The sequence below is a fragment of the Streptomyces sp. NBC_00210 genome (genome assembly GCF_045160975.1).
Lineage (GTDB): Bacteria > Actinomycetota > Actinomycetes > Streptomycetales > Streptomycetaceae > Streptomyces.
Window position 1 is genome coordinate 8,666,736 of sequence record NZ_CP108120.1, and the last position, 16,157, is coordinate 8,682,892.

12 protein-coding genes and 1 pseudogene are annotated in these 16,157 nt (G+C 70.9%); 7 read left to right on the forward strand and 6 right to left on the reverse strand.

Features of this window, described 5'->3' with window-relative positions:
* Positions 1-397: 397 nt before the first annotated feature.
* Both OG729_RS38900 and OG729_RS38905 read left to right on the forward strand, forming a co-directional pair.
* The gene (locus OG729_RS38900) at positions 398-1,300 is read left to right on the forward strand and encodes a universal stress protein (RefSeq protein ID WP_405810863.1); all 903 of its coding nucleotides are present in this window, start codon (positions 398-400) and stop codon (positions 1,298-1,300) included.
* A 477-nt stretch (positions 1,301-1,777) separates the two neighbouring features.
* Positions 1,778-2,323, forward strand: coding sequence for a flavodoxin family protein (locus OG729_RS38905; protein ID WP_405810864.1), 546 nt, complete (start codon positions 1,778-1,780; stop codon positions 2,321-2,323).
* Positions 2,324-2,695: 372 nt separating this feature from the next.
* Here the strand turns inward: OG729_RS38905 and OG729_RS38910 are convergent, their stop codons facing one another.
* The 5 genes from OG729_RS38910 to OG729_RS38930 form a co-directional block, all read right to left on the reverse strand.
* On the reverse strand, positions 2,696-3,076 hold the full coding sequence (locus tag OG729_RS38910) for a hypothetical protein (protein WP_405810865.1): 381 nt from the start codon (positions 3,074-3,076) through the stop codon (positions 2,696-2,698).
* A 214-nt stretch (positions 3,077-3,290) separates the two neighbouring features.
* Positions 3,291-3,806, reverse strand: coding sequence for a flavodoxin domain-containing protein (locus OG729_RS38915; RefSeq protein WP_405810866.1), 516 nt, complete (start codon positions 3,804-3,806; stop codon positions 3,291-3,293).
* Positions 3,807-3,819: 13 nt separating this feature from the next.
* Entirely contained in the window at positions 3,820-4,551 is a 732-nt protein-coding gene (locus OG729_RS38920; RefSeq protein WP_405810868.1) for a CBS domain-containing protein, read from the reverse strand.
* A gap of 14 nt (positions 4,552-4,565) precedes the next feature.
* Entirely contained in the window at positions 4,566-7,271 is a 2,706-nt protein-coding gene (locus OG729_RS38925; RefSeq protein ID WP_405810870.1) for a GNAT family N-acetyltransferase, read from the reverse strand.
* Between the two features lie 479 nt (positions 7,272-7,750).
* Complete coding sequence (locus OG729_RS38930) at positions 7,751-8,290, reverse strand: hydrogenase maturation protease (protein ID WP_405810872.1); 540 nt, start codon at positions 8,288-8,290, stop codon at positions 7,751-7,753.
* A 172-nt stretch (positions 8,291-8,462) separates the two neighbouring features.
* Here OG729_RS38930 and OG729_RS38935 point away from each other — a divergent pair, with 172 nt between their 5' ends.
* Entirely contained in the window at positions 8,463-8,927 is a 465-nt protein-coding gene (locus OG729_RS38935; RefSeq protein ID WP_405810873.1) for a universal stress protein, read from the forward strand.
* Positions 8,924-11,582, forward strand: a pseudogene (gene ppdK, locus OG729_RS38940) (pyruvate, phosphate dikinase). Before OG729_RS38935 ends, ppdK begins: the two are co-directional and overlap by 4 nt.
* 90 nt (positions 11,583-11,672) lie before the next feature.
* On the opposite strand, the gene OG729_RS38945 reads toward ppdK, so the two are convergent.
* Positions 11,673-13,394 (reverse strand): SulP family inorganic anion transporter, encoded by a 1,722-nt coding sequence (locus OG729_RS38945; protein ID WP_405810875.1) that lies wholly within the window; start codon positions 13,392-13,394, stop codon positions 11,673-11,675.
* 460 nt (positions 13,395-13,854) lie between these two features.
* Between OG729_RS38945 and OG729_RS38950 the strand changes: the two genes are divergently transcribed.
* The 3 genes from OG729_RS38950 (at position 13,855) to OG729_RS38960 (ending at position 16,088) form a co-directional block, all read left to right on the forward strand.
* The gene (locus OG729_RS38950; RefSeq protein ID WP_405810877.1) at positions 13,855-14,730 is read left to right on the forward strand and encodes a universal stress protein; all 876 of its coding nucleotides are present in this window, start codon (positions 13,855-13,857) and stop codon (positions 14,728-14,730) included.
* Between the two features lie 156 nt (positions 14,731-14,886).
* Entirely contained in the window at positions 14,887-15,015 is a 129-nt protein-coding gene (locus OG729_RS38955) for a hypothetical protein (RefSeq protein WP_405810878.1), read from the forward strand.
* 194 nt (positions 15,016-15,209) lie between these two features.
* The gene (locus OG729_RS38960) at positions 15,210-16,088 is read left to right on the forward strand and encodes a universal stress protein (protein ID WP_405810879.1); all 879 of its coding nucleotides are present in this window, start codon (positions 15,210-15,212) and stop codon (positions 16,086-16,088) included.
* Positions 16,089-16,157 lie beyond the last annotated feature (69 nt).

The following is a 16,157-nucleotide window of genomic DNA, read 5'->3' on the forward strand; positions in this document are numbered from 1 at the left end:
GGGCCCCTCGGTTGTCATCTCTCCCGCACTGCGACTTCCTGAGACGATCATTGCCCAGCCCCGGGCAGGAGTACCAGGGCCGACCGGCCCTAGTTGGGTCTGTGAGAGGCCCCGGTCGGCCCGCCGGCGCGGACCAGCGGCCCCTCGCGTAGCGTCGAGCCCGCTTCTGTCGAGTACGGCCGCCGGAGTGTCATCCATGTCGCACCCCTGGGCGTGCGTATGAGGCTGACACCCTCAGCGTCAGGCAGCCGCCGCACCGCTACTACGGGCCGCCCGGCCCTTGGCCTGGGCCGTTCGGCCCTCAACAGGGAACCTCAGCACCCTGTGTCGCGCCCCGCGTCGGTATGTGATGGAAGGGTACGAGTCCCACAGTTGAGCGGGACGGGAGGTGCGGATCATGCTTCGACCGGTCGTCGTGGGAATCGACGGATCCCCCGAGAGCCTGGCCGCTGCCCACTGGGCGGCGAGTGAAGCCGTGCTGCGCGGGCGGCCCCTGCGTCTTGTGCACGCCTGGGAAGGAATGGCGGGTGACGACGCAACCCTGCCGGAGCTTCAAGTACCACGGGACCGGGCGCGCCTCACTCTGCGCCAAGCGCTGGACCGGCTTGTCGAGTGCCACCCCCACCTCCACATCAGCGGGGACGTGATCGCGCGGCCCGCGCCCGCCGGGCTGCTGGCCGAGGCGGTGGCCGCCGAGATGCTGGTGCTCGGCAGTCGTGGCCTCAGCGGTGTCGGCGGCTTCCTGGTCGGCTCAGTCGCCCAGGCGGTCGTGGCTCAGGCGCGGCGGCCGGTGGTTCTTGTACGAGCCGGCACGGCCGCCGGGCGCGACTACGTGCCCAGCCCCAACGGAGGGCGCTCCACACTCACGCCACACGCCCCGGTGGTCCTCGGCATCGATCCGTCGCATCCCTGCGGTGAGCTCGTCGAGTTCGGTTTCGACGAGGCCGCTCGGCGCCACGCGCCCCTGCAGGCAATCCACGCCTGGGACTTCCCGCACGCCTCGGGCTACGCGCCCGGCCCCATGGACGCCGGAGTACGGACGGAGTCCGAGGCGGAGGCGTCGAGGGCCCTCGCGGTGGCACTCGGGCCGTGGCGGAAGAAGTTCCCGGCGGTGGAGGTCCATGAGCTGGTTGCGGAGGGCCGGCCTGTCCGACAGCTTCTCGAGGCCGCCCATGGAGCCGGCCTGCTGGCCGTAGGCCGCAAAGTTGGCCCGGGCTCGATGGGCCCGCACACCGGTCGGGTCGCCCACGCGCTCATGCACCGTGCCGGATGCCCCGTGGCGATCGTCTCTCATGAGTGAGGCTCTCCGAGCCAGTCCCACGATCCTGCGCCGACCGGCCATGGAGTGAGGTGGCCCGGGTGACCCGCGTCGCGGGCCATTTGGCCCTCGCGCCCGGAGCCCCACCCGGTTTCACATGGGAAGTACCGGCTCTGGGAGGCCCTCATGAACGCCGACGCGGCCAACGAAACGGCCGCCGCGCGACTGCTGTTGGACAGTGCACTGCCGGAATTTCGGTTTGCCCGGCTGGGCGAAGATGGCCGCCGCTTTCGTCCACCACCGATAGGGAACGCAGCGGTCCCTGCTGCCCTACGAGGCTCGCACTGCCTGCACCGATCCGGAGTCCACGGCGCGCTTCGGCCGTTACTGGGCGCTCGTCTCGCCGGGCGTCGGCGTGGTCCTGCGCGCAACGCTTCAGGCGGTCAAGAAGGCGGCAGAGGGAGAGCCGGCACGGTCCGCATCCGCGGACGCCCGAAGTTCTGGAGGAGATGAGACGTGATGCGTGTCGCGATCGTGTACGAGAGTCTGTTCGGCAATACGCGCCAGGTCGCCGAGGCGATCGCGGATGGTGTGCGCGAGTCCCGGCCAGACGCCGAAATCGACTGTCTGAGAGTGGAGGAGGCGACCCCGGAGCGAGTCGCGGCGGCAGACCTGCTCGTCGTGGGCGGCCCGACCCATATGCGGGGCATGACGTCAGGCCTCAGCCGGAAGATGGGGCTGCAGGCCGAGCAGAAGGAGAGCGAGGACGACCAGGACCAGGAGAAAACCCGGCACGAGCCCGAGGAGGGCGCGGAGGGCCCAGGGGTTCGGGATTGGTTCCACGGGCTGTCCAAGACCCGCAACGGTGCCCGCGCCGCGGCCTTCGACACCCGTGCGGACTTCCGTCTGGCCGGCGGTGCCGCCCACGCCATAGCGCGCAGACTGCGCACTCACGGCTACCAACTGGCCGCCGAACCTGAAGGCTTCATCATTGAGGACACCGAAGGCCCGCTGCGGGAAGGGGAGCTCGACCGGGCCAAGGCCTGGGGCTCGGCACTGGACTGACTCATCCCACCTGATCCGTGGGGCCGCGCCGAAGCCGGTGCCAACAGGCCCACGGGGCCGGAGCCGATGTGGAGAGCGCGGCCGACCGGATCGGCGTACGGCATCGCACGTTCGGGATCGGCGCACAGCTCGGCGTTGCCGAGTCGCGCCGGTACCGGAACCGGCAGGGCTGGGCGTTGTGCATGGACGGCGCGGTGGTGGCGTCCTTCACCGGTGCGGCCACGGTCGTGGTGTCGAGAGCGGTCACGGCCACTATGGCCTCCCTTCGTGCGGATTGCCTCCAGCATCGGGTCGTGCCCACGGGCTCCTGGGGCCGAATGTCCCCAGTCGCAGGCCGTGCGGCCCACACCGCGCGGCGAGGGGGCGACGCGCTCAGTACAGCGAGGCTGGCCACTGGCCGAACACGGCGGCGAGGACCCCGGCGTCCAGCAGCACACCCACCAGGAGCCAGGGGTTGAACCACACCGCCTTGAGGACCAGGCCGGACACGGCTGCGGCGACGGCGGCATCCGGCCAGCCGCCGCTGTGGGCGGCCGCCGCCGCGCCGGCGATGATGTAAAGCATCGCGGTAACGGCGGCGACGGACACGGCGGAGACGTTGACCGCCGACCGCGGCAGACCGGATTCCGCAAGGATCCATGAACGCGTCGGCGAGAACGACATGGGGCGCTCGGGGCCGGCCGGTCCGGCCCATACCGCAAGATGGACAAGGCCGTGGGCCATCAGGAAGACAGCGACGAGTGCCGTGATCACAGTCGCGGCTCCTGTTCCTCGCCGCCCAGGTCGAGGCGGAACGTCGGGTGGACATCGGTCATGGTGAGATCTCCTTCGGCTTGTGGTGGGACGGGCCGGTTGTCCAAGCAGCGCGGGAGTCGCACGAGGAACAACTCCGAGCCGGGCGGGCACGGTTGGCGGCGTCCGCCAGGAGGAAGCGGACCGCGAGCGAGGGCGGAATCAAGGGCGAGCCTCATGTCGGCGATGCCGGCCCCGCTTTGCTGATTTCCTTGGCAATGCCGCGGGCCCAGGCCCGTATCCGCTCCATGTCGCGGAAGTCACCGCCCCGCCCCTGCTTGACGATCATCCGGGCGATGAAGCCTCGGGCCCCCTCCTCGAGTCGGCCGCCGAAGGTGACGTGCTCGCGGGCGTCGAGCAGGGTCGCCGCGCGGGCAGCGCTCGGCACCGGAGGGATGTCGCGCTCGCCCGCCGAGGCGTCCAGCGGACCGCTGCTGAACAGCCACACCGGGCGCTCGGCCAGGGAATGCTCGTGGCGGCGGGCGAAGCGTACGGCGTCGCGGTGCCAGCGGCCCGCGTACAGGGCGCCGCCGAGCACCACCGCGTCATACTCTGTGACATCGCGGGCCGCCGCCGCGGGCCGTGTCTCGGAGCGCAGTCCCGCCTCTTTCAGGGCGTCGGCGATGACGTCGGCGATCTCTGCAGTCGAACCGTTCTTCGTGCCGTACGCGACAAGTACTCTCGCGTTCATTCCGGACACCTCCTCACAGCCTGCGCAGCCACTCCTCGCCGACGCCGTGGACGGCCGGCTCGTCGGGCCGCAGATGCGAGTCGTCCGTGCGGTACGTCAACTTGTCGACGACGGCCACGACTCCGTCGACCTGGCTGGCCATTCGCAGGGCAATCGGTATTTCGCTGCGCCGCTCCAACTGGCCGCTGAGCGTGACGACGCCTTCGGTCACGTCGGCCGTCACGGTCTCCGGGGCGAGCCAGAAAGCGTTGACGATCACTTCGTCCACGATCGCGCGGCGGATCTCCTCGTCCGGCCGCAGGAAGACCTGGAGCAGATCCCGGCGGGTGACGATGCCGACCAGCCGGTCCTCCTCGTCGACCACGGGCAGCCGCTCGATCCGGCGCTGCGCCATGGTTCTGGCGGCCTCCGCGATGCTCGACTCGGCCCGCACGGTGATGGCAGGCGCGGACATCAGGGTGCCCGCGTCACGGGCATGGGCCTTGTCCGCATCGTTCCCCTTGGAGATGTGCAGCCGAGCCAGCCAGTGCGGTCGTCCCCGCTCGTCCGGAGCCGGTCCCTCGGCCTGCCGGGCCATCAGGTCGCTCTCCGAGATCACCCCGATGACCTTTTCGTCCTCGTCGACCACCGGCAGTCCGCTGATGTGGTGCTCGCCGAGGAGCCGGGCGACTTCCTTGAACGGAGTGTCGTACTCGGCCTTGACGACGTCATCGACCATCAGTGAACCGATCTTCATGTGCTTCATGTCCATGGCTCCTCTCAGCGCAGCCGGCGCAGATACGGGTCGCGGGCTCGCCGCGGCACCAGCCGGACGCGGACGTCCAGGGCTGTGATGCCGTCCGGGCGGGCGATCACGGGATTGAGATCGGCCTCGGCGAGCTGCGGAAGATCGCAGGCCATCCGGGACAGCCGCAGCAGCAGCTGCTCCAGTCCTTCGAGGTCGACGGCGCCGCCGCCGCGGAAGCCGAAGAGCAGCGGCGCGCAGCGCGGCGAGGTAATGAGGTCGTGCACGTCGTGGTCGGTCAGCGGGGCGAGCCGGGCCGCGTGATCGGCCAGGAGCTCGGTCGCCGTACCGCCCAGGCCGAACAGGACCAGCGGGCCGAAGACTTCGTCCTGAACGACGCCGGCGAAGAGCTCGATGCCGCGTTCGGCGAGCGGCTGGACGACCACTCCGGTCATCAGGTCTCCGAATCGGGTGACCAGATCGCGGTGTGCAGCCCGCACTTGCGAGGCATTTTGAAGATCGAGGTGGACGGCGCGCTGTTCGCTCTTGTGGACCAGGCCGGGCCAGTGGGCTTTCATCACGACCCGCCCGTCAGGTCCGGCCAGCCGTGCCGCGGCGGCGACGGCGGCCTCTTCGTCCTCGGCCCACTCCCAGCGGATCTGCGGGATGCCGTAGTGGCCGAGGAGTTCGGCTGTCGCACAGGGGTCGAGCCAGTCCCCGTCGGGGTGTTCGGCGAGGAAGGCGTCGGCCATTGCTTTTGCTGCCGTGGTGTCCACGCCCGCAAGGTCGGGGACCGTGCCCTCCGGGCGGGCGCGCCAGCGTGCGTACGTCACGGCGTGCGCCAGGGCGCCGGCCGCGTCCGCTGCGTCGGAGTAGGCGGGTACAAATCCGCCGCCCGCGGTGGGCAGCAGCTCGACCCGCGCGGCCTGGGCGGGCAGGACCGCGGCGACCGTTCGGGAGCGACGGTGGTCCAGGCCGGGGGACAGGGCCCGGACGAGATCGTCGCCGGTCGCCGCGGCGACCGCGGTGGGGACCAGCACCACCAGTACGGCGTCGACGGCCCCGTGCCCCGAGAGCCGGTTGACGCACTCCTGCAGCTGCGTCTCGGTGACGGCGGCGGTGGCGTCGACGGGATTGGTGGCACAGGCTCCCTCGGGCAGCCCGGCCAGCAGCTCGGTGACCAGCTCGCTGCCGAGCGCGGGAATCCTCAGCCCGGCCTCTGCGCAGGCGTCGGCGGCCAGTACGCCTGCCCCGCCCGCGTTGGTGACGATGGCGACCGAGGAGCCGGACGGCAGCGGCTGGGAGTGCAACAGCGCCGTACTGTCGAGCAGTTCGCCGATCGTCCGGGTCGCGATGATTCCGGCCTGGGTGAACAGTGCCTGCCGGGTCATGGTCCGCGTGGCTGCCGCCGCGGTGTGGGAGGCGGCGGCCCGGCGACCGGCCTCGGAGCGCCCCGCGTCCACGGTAAGGATCGGCATCGTGCGGGCCACCCGCCGCGCTGTTCGCGAGAATGCGCGCGGATTGCCGAAGGATTCAAGGTGCAGCACAGCGAGGTCACTCTGCCCGTCGCTCTCCCACCACTGCAGCATGTCGTTGCCGCTGACGTCGTATTTGTCGCCCAGCGATACGAAGGTGGACACCCCGATGCCGAGCCGGGACAGCCCGTCGAGCAGCGCGATGCCCACCCCTCCGGACTGCACGGCGACTCCGGCCGTGCCCGTCAAGGGGCGGTCGGCGGCGAAGGTGGCGTTCAGCCGCAGATCTGGGTCGGTGTTGGCCAGACCGAGGCAGTTGGGGCCGACCAGCCGCATCCCGTACGCACGGCACGTGGCGAGCAGCGCGGCCGCCTGTCGGGCGTCGAGGCCGGAGGAGACCACCAGCAGCGCCCTGGCGCCAAGCTTTCCGCAGTCCTCGGCGGCCTGCGGGACGGCGGCCGCGGGGACGGCGAGCACGGCGAGATCGGGCGGGAAGGACAGCTCGGCCACGGAGTGGTGGCAGCTCACCCACTCGATCACGTCCGCATGCGGATTGACCGCGTCCAAACGGCCCGCGAAACCACCGGTCCGCAGATTGCGCAGCACGGCCCGGCCGACCGAGCCCGCCTTGCGGCCCGCGCCGACGACGGCGACCGTGCGGGGCCGCAGCAGTGGTTTCAGGCTGGCCACGTCGGCGGTGCTTGCCCGGTTGTCGACCGCGGACAAGTAGTCCTCATCCGCGGCGAGTTCGACCGTGCAGCGCACTTCGGGACCATCGAAGTGGCGGGTCGTACGCAGGCCGAGGTCGGCGAACACTTTCAGCATCTCGTGGTTCTCGGCCAGTGCGTCGGCCGCGAAGGCGGTGATGCCCGCCTGGCGGGCGGCGTCGACAAGATGCTCCAGCAGCAGGGTGCCCAGGCCCCGGCGGTGCCAATCGTCTGCGACGCTGAGTGCGATCTCGGCCGTCGCCGATTCCGGTATGGCCTCGTACTCGGCGAGTCCCACGAGCCGCCCGCCGCTCTCCGCGACCATAGCGCGGTAGCCGGACCGGTCGCGCCGATTGAGCCGGTCGGCCGCCTGTTCGGCGGACAGGTGGCTCACCGTGAAGAAGCGCCGCCGCAGATTCTCCGCCGACATGCCTTCGTACAGGGCCAGGACGGCGTCGTGATCGGCCGGCTCCGCCTGCCGTATCCGCACTGTCGTGCCGTCCGTCAGGAGCGCGTGCACCTGCCGGGCGGTACTCGCAGGGCTGTGGATCTGCGTCATGACGGTGCCTTCCTCGTGGGGAATCCACGTCCAGACTCAGGCGGGAGCGCGGCCGGCCGCAGGGGTCGGCCAGGCCAGTGAGCGGGGCCGACCGGCCCTCAGGGCGCGTCCGGTCGGTCCCGGGGCGCCCGCGGCAGCATCTCGCCCAGCTCGCCGGTGACGACGTCCGCCATCGCGCGCAGCACCCCGAGCGTCCGCTCGGCCTCCGCCTCGTCGCCAGTCGAGATCGCGAATCAAACATGGACGATGACGTATGTTCCGGCCTCGGCCCCAGGGTGTACTCCGGGCACACCTCGCGCCGCACTCCGCCGAAGTCGACTGCCGCGATGCGCAGTGCGCCGGAGTCGTGGACCTCAAGAACCCGGCCGGGAATGCTAGGACACATCTCCGGGCCGGTCGCCAGACGGTGCACTTGCGGGCGGAAGCCCACGCCTTGGACAGTGCCGAAGACCTCGACGCGCCGGGTGCACGCTTGCCGGTCATGGCAGGCCTCCGCCGTGTGTGTCGCGGGGGCCGCGTGCGGCCGCGTCCCGGTGGCGGACGATTTCGTCCTCCACCCGTTCGACGAGTGTTTCGACCCTCGCAGCGACCGGCTCCGACAGGCCCGTGCCGAGCGAGGTGTCCGCCCCTTCGACGGCGTACACCACGAGATGGCCGGGCAGTCGCCCCAGCGCCCGCGACAGCTCGACGGCCTCACCGAGGTCCAGCCCGTGCGAACTCGACGTGCGCGGCCGCCCCAGCTCGGCTGCGTCCAGCTCCAGCCGGTGCACCCGCCCCGGGTGGCCGGGATGGGCGTGCGTCGCGTCCAGCACCACGGCCAGGTCCGCGTTCTCCCACAGCCCGATCAGCCGCCCCGGATCGCCGTCGCACACCGACAGGACTGCTCCGGGGGGCAGGGGACGGCCGACTGCCCGCTCGCGTAGCCGGGCGATCACCGCCCAGGCCACCCCGTCGTCGTGGCGGAACTCGTTGCCGACCCCGATGATGGCGATACGGGCGGAGCGTGTGGGGCCGGACATGATTCCTCTCCCTTCACTGCGTGTGTTCTCCAGCCTGCGTGCGGACCTGCCGGGGAGCGTTGGGCCGAAGGGCCCCCAGGAGGGGTCTGGGCGGCACCTGCGGACCTGACCGCACACACGCCAGGCTCGACGGCAAGGCACCAAGCGGAGCCCTGCACAGGAGGTGCGGATCGTGCATCGACTTGTCGTCGCCGGAATCGACGGATTTCCCGAGAGCCTCGCCGCCGCGCACTGGGCGGCCCGGGAGGCCCTGCGCCGCGGCCCGGACGGAGCCTCTCCGGACTCGGACCGGGATTCGGTCAAGACCCCGTACCGGAATGTTGTCCTCGGCCTCGACACCAGCAGCCCGTGCGACGAACTGATCGAGTCCGCTTTCGACGCCGCACAGCATCGTGGTGCCACGCTGCGCGTGATCCACACCTTCAGCGCCCCGCCTCCGTATGCCGCCGTCGACCAACCCGTCCCGAAGCCCGGCCCGGAACTGCTCGCCGAGCACGAACACGCCGTGAGTGCGGCGCTGCACCCGTGGCGGGAGAAGTTCCCCGAGGTCACTGTCACCGTGACCGTCGCCGAAGGTGCCCCGTCGCTGTCGTTCCGCACGGCTGACCCACCCCTTGCAGGAGGTCGAGACTCATGAGGCAGTACGTGTACGGATTCGGCGAGGGCAGCCGTGAGATGGCTGACCTGCTGGGTGGCAAGGGCGCCAACCTGGCCGAGATGACTCGGCTGGGGCTGCCCGTGCCCCCGGGGTTCACTGTCAGTTCGCAGGCCTGCCGTGAGTACCTGGCCGCCGTCGAGGAACCGGCGGAGCTCGGGGTGCAGGTCGCGCGGGCACTCGCGGATCTGGAGCGGCGGGTCGGCCGGCGGCTGGGCGAGAGCGACAACCCGCTATTGCTGTCCGTGCGTTCGGGCAGCAGGTTCTCGATGCCCGGCATGATGGAGACGATCCTCGACATCGGCCTGAGCGACGCATCCGTACGCGGACTCGCGAAGGCGACCGGGCAGGAGCGGTTTGCCTGGGACTCGTACCGCCGGCTGATGCAGATGTTCGGCCGCACGGTGCTGGGCGTAGCTCCGGAGGCCTTCGAGGACGCCCTGGCGCGGCACAGGGCGGACCGCGGCGTGGCGAGCGACACCGGGCTCTACGCGCACGATCTCGCCGTGCTGGCCGACGAGTTCAAGACGCTGATCCGGGAGGCGACCGGCGAGGAGTTCCCACAGGACCCGGTCGAGCAGCTCTACCAGGCGATCCGTGCCGTCTTCCGTTCCTGGAACGGCGAGCGCGCCCGCCTCTACCGCAGGCGCGAGCACATTTCCGACGACCTGGGCACTGCCGTCAACATCCAGGTGATGGTGTTCGGCAACCTCGGTCCCGATTCCGGCACGGGCGTCGCATTCACCCGCGACCCGGCCACCGGGGCACGCGGCGTCTACGGCGACTACCTGACCGACGCGCAGGGGGAGGACGTCGTCGCCGGCATCCGCAACGCCGTACCCCTTCAGGAGCTCAAGCGCCTCGATCCGTCCTCCTATCTGCAGCTCGGCGACCACCTGCGGACCCTGGAACGCCACTACCGGGACCTGTGCGACGTCGAGTTCACCATCGAGCGTGGCACGCTGTGGATGCTCCAGACCCGGGTCGGCAAGCGCACCGCCGGGGCTGCGTTCCGTATCGCGCACGAGCTCGTCGACGAGCGCCTGATCAGCGAGGACGAAGCGCTTGCCCGGGTCGGCGGGCACCAGCTCGCCCGGCTGATGTTCCCCCGCTTCGACGAGGACGCGACCGGCCAACCTCTGGCACACGGTGTCCCGGCCTCGCCGGGCGCGGCGGTCGGAGCGGCCGTGTTCGACTCCGCCGAAGCGGTTCGACGTGCCGCGGCCGGGGAGAAGACGGTCCTCGTACGACGTGAGACCACGCCCGACGACCTGTCGGGGATGGTTGCGGCGGAGGCGGTACTGACCAGCCGGGGCGGCAAGACCAGCCACGCGGCTGTCGTCGCGCGGGGCATGGGCAAGGTCTGCGTGTGTGGGGCCGAGGAACTCGCGGTGGACACCGGGGCACGGCAGTTCACCGCGGCCGACGGGACCATGGTCACCGAAGGCACGGTGATCTCCGTGGACGGCACGGCGGGCACGGTCCATCTCGGCGCCCTGCCGTTGAGGGAATCGCCGGTTGCGCGCTTCCTGGAGACCGGGGAGCAGGACGGGGCGCTGACGAGCGCTGTGGCCCGAAGCCTCGAACGGGCCGACGCCGTACGGCGACTGGAGGTGCGAGCCAACGCAGACACCCCCGAGGGCGCGGTCCGTGCCCGGCGCTTGGGGGCCCAAGGCATCGGGCTCTGCCGCACCGAGCACATGTTCCTGGGCGAGCGCCGAAGTCTGGTCGAGGCGTTGATCCTTGCGGAGGACGAGGCCGGGCAGCGGGCGGCGCTGGACGCCCTCCTGCCGCTCCAGCGCAGCGACTTCACCGGAATCCTCGCCGCCATGGACGGCCTGCGGGTGACGATCCGCCTCATCGACCCGCCCCTGCACGAGTTTCTGCCCGACCGCACCGAACTCGCCGTGCGTGTCGCCACCGCCCCGACCGACCACGACAGGCGATTGCTGGCGGCCGTGTCGCGCATGCACGAGAGCAACCCCATGCTCGGTCTGCGCGGCGTGCGCCTCGGGCTCGTCGTCCCGGGCCTGGTGCAGATGCAGGTACGAGCGATCGCCGAGGCCGTCGTGGAGCGGACGCGGGCCGGCGCGGATCCACGGGGCCGAGATCATGGTCCCGCTGGTCGGTACGGCCGAGGAGCTGCGGATCGTACGCGCCGCCGCGGAGCGCGTCCTCGCCGAGGTGTCGGAGGCGTCCGGCGTCGCTGTGCGGTGCCCGGTCGGCACGATGATCGAACTGCCCCGCGCCGCGCTGACCGCCGGCCGCATCGCCGAGGCCGCCGACTTCTTCTCCTTCGGCACCAACGACCTGACCCAGACCGCCTGGGGCCTGTCCCGGGACGACGTAGAAGCCTCGTTCTTCCCTGCCTACCTCGACCAGGGGATCTTCGCCACCTCGCCTTTCGAGACCCTCGACAGGGACGGCGTCGGCCGGCTGATCCGCATCGCCGTCGAAGAGGGCCGCGCAGCCCATCCGGGCTTGAAGATCGGCGTCTGCGGCGAGCACGGTGGTGACCCGGACTCCATCCACTTCTTCCACGACGCCGGACTCGATTACCTCTCCTGCTCCCCGTTCCGAGTCCCGGTCGCCCGACTCGAAGCGGGACGCGCCGCCCTCGAGGGCCGGGCGGCGTGAGCAGCCCATGCCATCAGGCCTGTCTGCGGAAATAGGCGGGGCGTGAACTCGTCGGAGAGCAAGCGTTCGCGGGCGCGGCTCGCCGGGTGGTCACTGAGCCTGATCGTCTCCCTGGGCGCGGTACCACTGCCTGTATGCGTCCACGGCGGTCGGCAGGGTGGGGAAGATCCGGTCGGGGCCGACGGACTCGCTCAGCCCGTACGCGTCCAGGTCGTCGCGGAGATCCTGTTTGACGCGCGCGAGCGCGAACACGATGCCGCGCCGGGTCAGTTCGTGGCGCAGCGATTCGACAGCGTCGAGCGCGGTGATGTCCACTTCCACATTGGCCTCGGTGTTGAGGACGAACCAGGACACGGGCTCCTCGTGCTCGTCCACGGAGGCCAGGGCGCGGCGTCTGAAGTCCTCGGCGTTGGCGAAGAACAGCGGCGAGTCGTAGCGGTAGACGAGCAGCCCGGGAATGGTGCGGGCCTGCGGATAGTCGTCCACGTCGTGCATCCCGGCCACACCGGGCACCAGGCCCTCGACGGCGTCGTGCGGCCGGGCCACCCGCGCCAGCAGCTCGGCCACCGAGAGACCGACAGCCACCAGCACGCCGTACAGGATGTCCAGGGTCAGTACGCCGGCCAGGCAGCCGAGCGCCAGCAGCAGTTCCCGACGGCGAAAGGAGGCCAGCCGCCGGAACCCCGCCAGGTCGATCATGCGGACGGCGGCGTAGACGACCAGTGCGCCGAGCACGGTCGCGGGTGTGTCGGCAAGCAGTGGGCTGAGGAAGAGCAGCACCGCCAGCACGGCCGCGCACGCGACGAGTGAGTACGCCTGGCTGCGGCCGCCCCCCGAGGCGGCGAGCGCGGTGCGGCTGGCGCTGCTGCTCACCGGAAAGCCGTGCAGTACGCCGGCGCCGAGGTTCGCTGCGCCCAGGGCCAGCAGCTCCTGGTTGGCGTCCAGCCGTTGGCCGCTGTCACGTGACGCGAAGGCCCGCGCCGTGAGGATCACATCGGTGTAGCCGACGAGGAGGACGCCGAGTGCGGGCAGCAGCAGTTGGGGCAGCTCGCCGAGGTCCGGTACATCGGGTCGGGGGAGTCCCGCGGGGACCTCGCCGATCACCGCGATGCCGTGGTCCTCAAGGCCGAAAGCCGCCACGACGGCGGTTCCGAGGACCAGGGCCAGCAGCGGGCCGGGCACGGCCCGGGCATACCGCGAGACCGTGAAGAGGAAGATCAGCGCGGCCGCGGCGAAGACCATTGTCGCCGCATGAGCCTGGGGGAGATGCCGTACGAAGGAGGCAAGCTGCGGGAAGAATCCGGATCCGTCCGATGGTACGCCGGTGAGCTTGGGCAACTGGTCCACGATCAGGATGAGCGCCACGCCGGCCAGATAGCCGATCAGGACCGGCCGCGACAGCAGATCCGCGACGAAACCCAGCCGTACCGCCCACGCCACCAGGCACAGCAGCCCGACCGCGACGGCGAGCGTAGCCGCCAGCACGGCATACCGGCCCGGATCTCCGGCGGCGAGCGGCCCGACCACCGCGGCGGTCATCAGGGCGGTCGTCGACTCGGGGCCGACCGACAGCAGACGCGACGAGCCCAACATCGCGTACAGCACCAGTGCGGGAAGGATCGCCCACAGCCCGGCGACCGGCGGCAGCCCGGCCACGCCCGCATACGCCATGACCTGTGGCACGAGATACGCGGCCACCGTCACCCCGGCCAACAGGTCACCGCGCAGCCAGGAACGCTCGTACCCCACCAGTACGGCCATTCCGGGCACCAGGCGCCACCTCGGGCCGCCTGTACCGGCGCGCTGGGACATGGGACTCCTTTCGTCGCGCCCCCTCAGCATGCCGCCGCCCCCACGCAGCCGCGAGGGCCGACAGGCACATGATCCCGCGCAAGTACGCCAACGAGCCCCGGAACCAGGGCCGTTCAGCCCCAGCGCTACCGCTCTTCGGACCCCGACGGCGCGGAACATGCCACCACAGTCAGCGATGTCAGGCACCGACCCCATGCCTCCGCAGGGATCACCATCATGGCTGTGCCCTACCCTCCACACGGCGGTCGAGGCGTACCGCGGGTGGCTCCGCCCAACTCCACCGTCGGCGGCCCTCGGAACGCCTCGAACGGAGCACCGGGGCCGTTCGGCCCGTTCCGGGGCCCCTTGGCCCCTCGTGTCACAGCCGACGGCCGGTGACCCTGGAAACGCGTCCACAGAGAGCGCCACATGGGGACTCGTTCCTCATGGCGAAGGTCCGATCGGAAGAAGGATCCTCATCATGACGCGCAATGTCACCGTCGGTCTGGATGGCACAGTGGAAGGCCTCGCCGCAGCCGAGTGGGGGGCGCGCGAGGCGATGCTGCGCGGGGTGCCGCTGCACCTCGTTCACGTAGAGGAAGGGCCCTCGGCACTGACCCGGCCCGCCATTACCCCTGAGATGCGGCGCACCTGGGCCGAGGAGATGCTGGAGCAGGCTGCTTCCGATGTGCGGCAACACCATCCGGGGCTGGATGTCATCACCCGGCAGCTCGCCGGGCCGCCACCCGCCGCCCTGTCGGCCGCTGCGAGCGAAGCGGATCTGCTGGTACTCGGATCCCGAGGGCTGGGCAGCATCGCGGGCTTCCTCCTCGGCTCGGTCGGTCTGGCCACGGTGAGCGCAACCGAACAGCCGGTCGTTCTCGTACGTGCGACACCCGGGCGAGTGGACGTGCAGGCCGATTCCACAGGGGCCGACGCGTCGGGCCCGTACCGTGACGTCGTCCTCGGGGTCGACATCCGCCAGGACTGCGACTCGGTCATCGCGTTCGCCTTCGACGCTGCCGCCAGGCGTGCCGCCACTCTCCGGGTGGAGCACACCTGGACGATGCCTTTGGTCTATACCAAGTTCGCGGCTGTCGACTCGGGCGAAGAGGTCGCACAGTTGCTCAGCGACATGCTGCTGCCATGGCGACAAAAGTTCCCATCGGTGAACGTCGTCGAGCAACCACTGTTCGGCGGCGCCTCTCAGCAGCTGGTGTACGCATCCGCAGACGCCGAACTCATGGTCGTCGGGAGGCGTATCCACCACGCGCCGCTCACCGCTCACATCGGCCCGGTCACCCACGCGGTGCTGCATCACTCGGCCGCGCCCGTTGCCGTGATTGCGCACCGCTGAGCGTAAGCCGGACGACCACCGTCTCCATAGCCGCAGTGCCAGCATCCACTCACACCCGCTGCGGCACGACAGCAACGGGGCCCGAGGCGTGCTGCCGCGCGGCGTGGGCCAGCCGGCCGTACCGCGTACGACGATCACCGGGCGCTGTTCACAAGCATGTCCACCAACCTCGTCGTGGAGAACCACGTCATCTACGCGGCCGCGTGGACCCGTCTCCCCCTGACCTCCGTGGGCGAGACCTGGGGCCTCGGCCGGATCTGGGCGCAGCTGCGGTTCGTACGGTGAACCCGCTGGCTGCGCTGACCCCTGTGCCACTTTCCGAGGAGGGGGCGCCGGTCTCTGGCCAACCGCCGCCCAGGTATGGGCCGGTCGGCCACGGCCGGGGACCTGCGGCCCCTCCAACACACCCGCCCCGACCACGAGGCTGGAAGCGGATCGACCGACAGATCCGCTCCGGTCACCCACAGGAGGTACGCATCATGTCCCGCACCGTCACCGTGGGCCTGGACGGCTCGCCCGAGAGCCTGGCCGCCGCCGAATGGGCCGCCCGCGAAGCGCGGCTGCGCGGACTGCCGCTGAGGCTCGTCAACGTCTGGGAACCGCAGCCCTACATTCAGGCTCCCCTCCTGGGTGGCGAGACCCTACAGCACTGGGCGGAGCGCATTCCCCGTGAGGAGGCCGACGAGCTGCGGCTCCGTCACGCCGATGTGGAGATCAGCGCGGATCAGGTCGCCGGCCGGCCCGGCACCGTGCTACCCGAGGAGGCCCGCGATGCCGAGCTGTTGGTCCTGGGGTCCCGGGGCCTGAGCGGCGTCGCCGGATTCCTCGTCGGGTCCGTCGCCATGGCCGCTGTGGCGCACACCGAGCGGCCCGTCGTCCTCGTACGGGCACAGGAGCGGGCCGAGGACGAGCGCCCGCCCGGTACGACGGCGTACCGGCCCGTCGTGCTGGGTCTCGATGTGCGGAGCCCCGACGACACGGTGCTGGAGTTCGCGTTCGACGCGGCCGCCCGCCGTGCCACATCCCTGCATGTCATCCACGGCTGGAGTCTGCCCCCCTACTTCGCGTACGGACTCCCCGCCGACCCCAGGCTGAACGCCGAATTGGACGCCCAGAGGGCGGACACCTTGGCCGAGGCGCTGCGCCCCTGGCGGCAGAAGTTCCCGGCCGTCGAGGTCGTTGAGCGGCCCCGATCCGGCAAGCCCGCCAACCACCTGGTCGACGCCTCCCGCGACGCGTCCCTGCTCGTCGTCGGCCGCCGCACGCGCCGTTCGCCGCTCGGCGCCCACATCGGGCCCGTCACTCATGCCGTGCTTCACCACGCCACCTCGCCGGTCGCCGTGGTCCCACACGACTGACGCCACGCCGAGGAGCCATCCCCAGGAGAAACGGACCACGAAAGCGGCAGTCGTACGAGCCTTCGGTGA